The 6,681-nt window shown below is 69.8% G+C and carries 4 protein-coding genes; 2 read left to right on the forward strand and 2 right to left on the reverse strand.

Going from position 1 to position 6,681, the window contains the following annotated elements; all coding sequences use genetic code 11:
• Positions 1-235 precede the first annotated feature (235 nt).
• The gene (gene hrpA / locus VET29_RS35600) at positions 236-4,120 is read left to right on the forward strand and encodes an ATP-dependent RNA helicase HrpA (RefSeq protein WP_324929111.1); all 3,885 of its coding nucleotides are present in this window, start codon (positions 236-238) and stop codon (positions 4,118-4,120) included.
• Here hrpA and VET29_RS35605 read toward each other — a convergent pair.
• Complete coding sequence (locus VET29_RS35605) at positions 4,114-4,695, reverse strand: SAVMC3_10250 family protein (protein WP_324929113.1); 582 nt, start codon at positions 4,693-4,695, stop codon at positions 4,114-4,116. The two genes, hrpA and VET29_RS35605, sit on opposite strands and share 7 nt — an antisense overlap.
• Positions 4,695-5,357 (reverse strand): DUF427 domain-containing protein, encoded by a 663-nt coding sequence (locus VET29_RS35610; RefSeq protein ID WP_324929115.1) that lies wholly within the window; start codon positions 5,355-5,357, stop codon positions 4,695-4,697. Before VET29_RS35610 ends, VET29_RS35605 begins: the two co-directional genes overlap by 1 nt.
• 55 nt (positions 5,358-5,412) lie before the next feature.
• Between VET29_RS35610 and VET29_RS35615 the strand changes: the two genes are divergently transcribed.
• Complete coding sequence (locus tag VET29_RS35615; protein WP_324929117.1) at positions 5,413-6,381, forward strand: aldo/keto reductase; 969 nt, start codon at positions 5,413-5,415, stop codon at positions 6,379-6,381.
• The last annotated feature ends 300 nt before the right edge of the window (positions 6,382-6,681 follow it).

Raw genomic sequence — 6,681 nt, forward strand, 5'->3', positions numbered from 1 at the left:
ACATCGCGAGTCCCGTGTTCGTGCACGTCGCGAGTCCCGCGTTCGCCCATACCGAGTCCCGCGTTCGCGCACATCGAGTCCCGCGTTCACCCATACCGAGTCGCGGTGTCGGGCGGGTCGCGTGCACGAAACCGCGACTCAGGGTGTTTGAACGCGGGACTCGCTGTGTTTGAACGCGGGACTCGCGGGCTGGGGAAATAAGTCGGTCGTGCGCGCCGTTAGGCTCGGTACTGCCATGAGTACACCCTCCAGCCTGCGTGCCCGCCTCCCAGATCTGACGCTGCGTGACGAGCGTCGGCTGAGTCGTCGCCTCGACGGGCTGCGGAAGATCAAGAATGCCGAGGTCAGGCAGGGGCGGCTCGAGGAGATCGCGGTCGACGTCGAGAAGGCGGCCAGTCGGGTGGCCGGCCGGGCGGCGGCGGTGCCGGCGGTCACCTATCCGGACGAGCTGCCGATCAGCCAGCGCCGGGCCGACATCGCGGAGGCCATCGCCGGCCACCAGGTCGTGATCGTCGCAGGCGAGACCGGCTCCGGCAAGACCACCCAGCTGCCGAAGATCTGTCTCGAGCTGGGCCGTGGCGTGCGCGGGATGATCGGCCACACGCAGCCGCGCCGGATCGCCGCGCGGACGGTGGCCGAGCGGATCTCCGACGAGCTGGACGTGAAGCTCGGCGACGCCGTCGGGTGGAAGGTCCGGTTCACCGACGACGTCAGCGACCGCACGTACGTCAAGCTCATGACCGACGGCATCCTGCTCGCCGAGCTGCAGTCGGACCGCATGCTGCGCCAGTACGACACGCTGATCATCGACGAGGCGCACGAGCGCAGCCTCAACATCGACTTCATCCTGGGCTACCTCAAGCGGCTGCTGCCGCGCCGGCCCGACCTCAAGGTGATCATCACCTCGGCGACCATCGACCCCGAACGCTTCTCCCGGCACTTCGACGACGCCCCGATCGTGGAGGTCTCGGGCCGGACGTACCCGGTAGAGGTGCGATACCGCCCGATCGTGGACCCCGACGACCCGGACGCCGACTCGGAGCGTGACCAGACGCAGGCCATCCTCGACGCGGTCGACGAGCTGGCCGCCGAGGGCCCCGGCGACGTCCTCGTGTTCCTCTCCGGTGAGCGGGAGATCCGTGACACCGCCGACGCACTGGTCGCGCTGGAGAAACCGGGCCTGGAGATCCTGCCGCTGTACGCGCGGCTCTCGGCGGGGGAGCAGCGCCGGGTGTTCCAGCGACACCGCGGCCGCCGCGTCGTGCTGGCCACGAACGTCGCGGAGACCTCACTGACGGTGCCCGGCATCAAGTACGTCATCGACCCCGGCTTCGCCCGCGTCTCCCGGTACAGCAACCGGTTGAAGGTCCAGCGGCTGCCGATCGAGAAGATCTCGCAGGCGTCGGCGAACCAGCGCAAGGGCCGCTGCGGCCGCACCTCGGACGGCATCTGCGTCCGGCTCTACGCCGAGGACGACTTCGACGCGCGTCCCGAGTTCACCGACCCGGAGATCCTGCGCACGAACCTCGCGTCGGTCATCCTCCAGATGGCCGCGGCCGACCTCGGCGACATCGCGGAGTTCCCGTTCGTCGAGCCGCCGGACCGCCGGCACATCACCGACGGCATGAACCTGCTGCACGAGCTCGGCGCGCTGGAGACCTCCACGAAGGACACCTTGCCGCGGCTGACCGTGCTGGGACGCAGGCTGGCCCGCCTCCCGGTCGACCCGCGGCTGGCCCGCATGGTGCTGGAGGCGGACAAGAACGGCTGTGTCACCGAGGTCACGGTCATCGCCGCCGCACTGTCCATCCAGGACCCGCGGGAGCGGCCGGCGGACAAGCAGGCGCAGGCCGACCAGCAGCACGCCCGCTTCCGTGACCCAGACTCGGACTTCATGTCCTACCTGAAGCTCTGGGAGTACCTGACCGAGCAGAAGCGCGACCTGTCCGCCAACCGGTTCCGCAGGCTGTGCCGGTCCGAGTACCTGAACTACCTCCGGGTGCGGGAGTGGCAGGACGTCGCCGGGCAGCTCAAGCAGATGACCAGAAGCCTCGACGTGGTGCCGAACGAGACCCCCGCGAAGCCCGACGCGGTACACCGGTCGCTGCTCGCCGGCCTGCTGTCGCACGTCGGACTGAAGGACGCCGCGAAGCACGACTACCTCGGCGCCCGCAACGCCCGGTTCGGCATCTTCCCCGGTTCGGCGTTGTTCAAGAAGCAGCCGCGGTGGGTGATGGTCGCCGAACTGGTCGAGACCACCCGGCTGTGGGGCCGGATCGTGGCCCGCATCGAGCCGGACTGGATCGAGCCGCTCGCCGGGCACCTGGTGCGCCGCACGTACTCCGAGCCACGCTGGGAGAAGAAGCGCGGTGCGGTGATGGCGACCGAGCGCGTCACGCTGCTAGGCGTGCCGATCGTCGTGGACCGTGCGGTGAACTACGGTCGCATCGACCCGCAGGTGTCCCGCGAGCTGTTCATCCGGCATGCGTTGGTACAGCGGGAATGGGAGAGCCGGCACACGTTCCTGACCCACAACGCCGCGTTGCTCGAAGAGGTCGAGGAGCTGGAGCACAAGGCGCGGCGGCGGGACATCGTCGTCGACGAGGAGACGCTGTTCCAGTTCTACGACGAGCGCGTCGGTCAGGAGGTCGTGTCCGGCCGGCACTTCGACACGTGGTGGAAGGACATCCGCCAGTCGCGACCGGACCTGCTGACGTTCACGCGTGACCTGCTGGTGAACCCGGAAATCGGGGTGAGCCCGCAGGACTTCCCGGATGCCGTGCGGCACAACGAGATCCAGCTGCCGCTGACCTACCGGTTCGAGCCGGGCGAGGCGAGCGACGGGGTGACCGTCCAGGTGCCGCTGCCGCTGCTGAACCGGGTGAGCGCGGACGGTCTGCCGTGGCAGGTGCCCGGCATGCGGACCGAGCTGGTGACCGCGCTGATCCGCTCGCTGCCGAAACCGGTACGCCGCAACTTCGTGCCGGTGCCCGACCACGTGGCGGCGGTGCTGGACCGGCTGTCCTCGGTGGCCGAACCGACGGTCGACGACGTGTCCGACATCCTCCGGGAGCTGACCGGGGTCGTCGTGCCGCCCGACGCGTGGCAGCTGGACCAGGTGCCCGAGCACCTGCGTACGACGTTCCAGGTCGTGGAGGAGGACTCCGCGAAGCCGATCGTCCAGGGCAAGGATCTCGGGGCGCTCAAACGAGAGCTGGCCGACCGAGTCCGCGAGTCGCTCCAGGACGGCGCGGACGGCATCACCCGCGACGGCCTGACGTCCTGGGACTTCGAGGAGCTGCCTCGCTCGGTGTCGCTGCGGCGGGCCGGCCAGCAGGTGACGGCGTACCCGGCGCTGGTGGACAACGGCACCTCGGTCGCGATCCGGCTGTTCGACAATCCCGCCGAGCAGCAACGGGAAATGGCCCGCGGCACCCGGCGGCTCGTGCTGCTGACCGTGCCGACACCGGTGAAGCACGTGGTGCGCCGGCTCGACAACGCCGCGAAGCTCGCGCTGTCGGCGAACCCGCACGGGAGCGTCCCCGGCCTGCTGGAGGACTGCCTCAACTGCGCGGCGGACCACCTCGTCGGCCGGGCCGGCGGTCCGGTGTGGACGGCCGCGGACTTCAGGTCGTTGTGTGACAAGGTTCGCGCCGACCTGCATGACGTGCTGTACGACGTGCTGGCGCGTACCCGGGGCGTGCTGACCGCCCACGCGTCACTGGACGCGGCGCTCGCCCGCATGACCGGCGCGGTCTTCGCGGCATCCGTGGACGACCTGCGTGCCCAACGGAACCGCCTGGTGTTCAACGGTTTTGTGACCGCGACCGGTTACGCGCGACTGTCCGATGTGGAGCGTTACCTGACGGCCATGTCGCGCCGCCTGGACAAGCTCGCCGAACGACCCGCCCGCGACGCGGACTGGACCCACGCGGTACAGGGCGTGTGGGAGGCGTACGAGGAGGCCCGCGGCCAGCTCGGCGACGATCCCCGGCTGACCGAGGTCCGCTGGATGATCGAGGAGCTGCGGGTCAGCTACTTCGCCCAGACCCTGAAGACCGCCTACCCCGTCTCGGAGAAACGCATCTACCGCGTTATAGACGAGGCACTCGGCTACTGACGCGCGTACGCCACGAACAGCGGCGACGCCACCACTCCACCGTCACCGACGGCGGTGACCCGCGCGAAGCCGGTCATCCGCGCGGCGAGCTCCGGGTCGTACGGGTCCGCCACGTGGTCGAGCAGGCGACCTAGCAGCGGCCGTGCGCCCGGGTTGTCCACATAGGCGGCGAGCATCCGGCTCAGGACGGGTCCCAGGGACACGCTGGGGGCGGGGAGCCGTGCGCCCGGCGGAGTCCCGATCAGGTGGTCCGGCGACCCGTGCAGGAGCAGCCGCCGCCCGCCGGGCTCGTCGGCGAACAGCAGGACGGCCGAGGCGCTCGGCGGCTCGAGCACGAGATAGCTCATCGTCGCGTCGAACCGCACCCATTCGCCGGGTGCCAGCCCGTCCTCCGCGAACCAGCGTGCGATGCCGCCGAGGTGGTCGATGACGTCGTCGAGGTGTGCGTCCCCCTGCTGCTCGATGCCCACCTGCCCGACACCCGGGACACCGATCTCCCGCACGCGGAACCCGCGGCGACGTTCCTGCCGGAACTCGCTCAGCTTCCGTTCCGAGAGGTAGATCAGCTCTCTCATCAGCTGAACGGGGACTCGGGCCGTTCCTGCGGCTCACCGTCGACGAAGAGGTCCACCTTCTCGTTGTAGAAGCAGGCGAGGCCGGCGATCTTCTGGCTCTCGGGCAGCGGTGTCCGGTAGATCCACACGATGTCCTCGTGCTCGCCGACACTCCAGTACTCCGCCGTGCCCTTGTACGGGCAGGAGGTCCGCGTCGTCGACGGGCGCAGCAGGTCCATCCGGACGTCGGACAGCGGCAGGTAGTACCGCGGCGGCAGGCCCGTCTCGAACAGGATCCGCGGCTGGGTCGACGACGCGACCACCTGCCCGTCCACCCGCACCTCGACGTGCCGCGAGCTGGCCAGGATGTCCACCCGCTTGTACGGGTCGCGCGGATGGACGTAGATCGGCTCGTCCTCCTCCAGCCACTCGTCCATGGCGCCGAACTCCAGCCGGACGAGGTCGTCGGACAGCCGCGCCGCGCCCGGCACGACCGTGGCGCCGGCCACCACGTCGTAGGTGTCGTCCGCGGCGGGCTCGAGCTTGGCGAGCACGTCCGCGGCCGGCAGGTAGTAGGTCGGGTAGTACGGGATCTCCCAGACCAGCACCGGCGCGCGACTGTCGGCCACGAGCTGCCCGCCGGCGTACACCCGCACCCGCTTGGGGCTCACCTCACTACGCATCTTCCCAAAATAGCCCTGGACCTGGAGCGCGCTCCACGTACCACGATGGGTAGCCATGGAACAACGAGTCATCGGAGACCGACGGGTAAGCGCACTGGGGTTCGGCTGCTGGGCCATCGGCGGCCCCTTCTCCGACACCGAGGGCAACCCGCTCGGCTGGGGCGAGGTCGACGACGACGAGTCGATCGCCGCGATCCGCCGGGCCATGGACCTGGGCGTCACGTTCTTCGACACCGCCGACGTCTACGGCGCGGGCCACAGCGAGCGCGTGCTCGGCCGGGCCGTCGCTGGCCACCGTGACGAGGTGGTCATCGCCAGCAAGTGGGGCAACGTCTTCGACGAGCGGACGAAGGTCAAGACGTCCGTCGACGTCACCCCGGAGTACATGCGCACCGCCATCCGCGCCACGCTGACCAGGCTCGGCACGGACTACCTGGACCTCTACCAGCTCCACCCCGCGCCGCCGGTCGAACAGGCCGAGGCACTGGCCGACACCGCCGAGGAGCTGGTCGAGGAGGGCCTGATCCGCGGCTACGCGTGGAGCACGGACAACCCCGAACACGCCGCGGCATGGGCGGACCGGCCGGGCTGCGTCGCCGTGCAGCACGAGCTGTCGGTCCTGCACGACTCGCCGGAGATCCTGGACATCTGCGACCGGCACGGCCTCGCGAGCATCAACCGCACGGTGCTGGCCATGGGCCTGCTGGGCGGCCGCAGCACCAGCCGGCCCGCGACGGGGGCGGACATCCGCACCGCCGCCCCGGAGTGGCTGCGGTTCTTCGAGAAGGGCGTGCCGACGCCGGAGTGGTCGCGCCGGGTCGAGAGCCTGCGCGAGATCCTGACCAGTGGCGGCCGCACCCTCGCACAGGGCGCCATCGCCTGGGTGTGGGCCCGAAGCGAGCGGACCGTCCCGATCCCGGGCTTCCGCAACGTCACCCAGGCCGAGGACAACGCGGGCGCGCTGGCCCACGGCCCGCTGACGCAGGAGCAACTGAAGGAGTGCGCGGCCGTACTCAGCGACTAGTGCGGTGTCCACCGACGTTCGCCGGGTCTCTCGGCGGCCCAGCTTTCCGCTGGCGGCGTTGCCGATCCGCCCAAGTACGGGTCCAGTACGAGGGCGAATCGGCGCCTTGCCAGCGGAAACCTGGATCCACCGATAGACCCACCAACATTGGTGGACACCGCACTAGGGCGTGTCCTGTGGATCTTGTGGGATGGGTCGGGTAGAACCTGGCGTATGTTTGATCGTCATGATTTGACGGATGTGGAGTGGGCGCGGCTGGAGCCGTTGTTGCCGGATCGGACGCCGTGTCGGGGTGGTCGG

It is taken from the genome of Actinophytocola sp., from assembly GCF_035634895.1.
GTDB lineage: Bacteria > Actinomycetota > Actinomycetes > Mycobacteriales > Pseudonocardiaceae > Actinophytocola.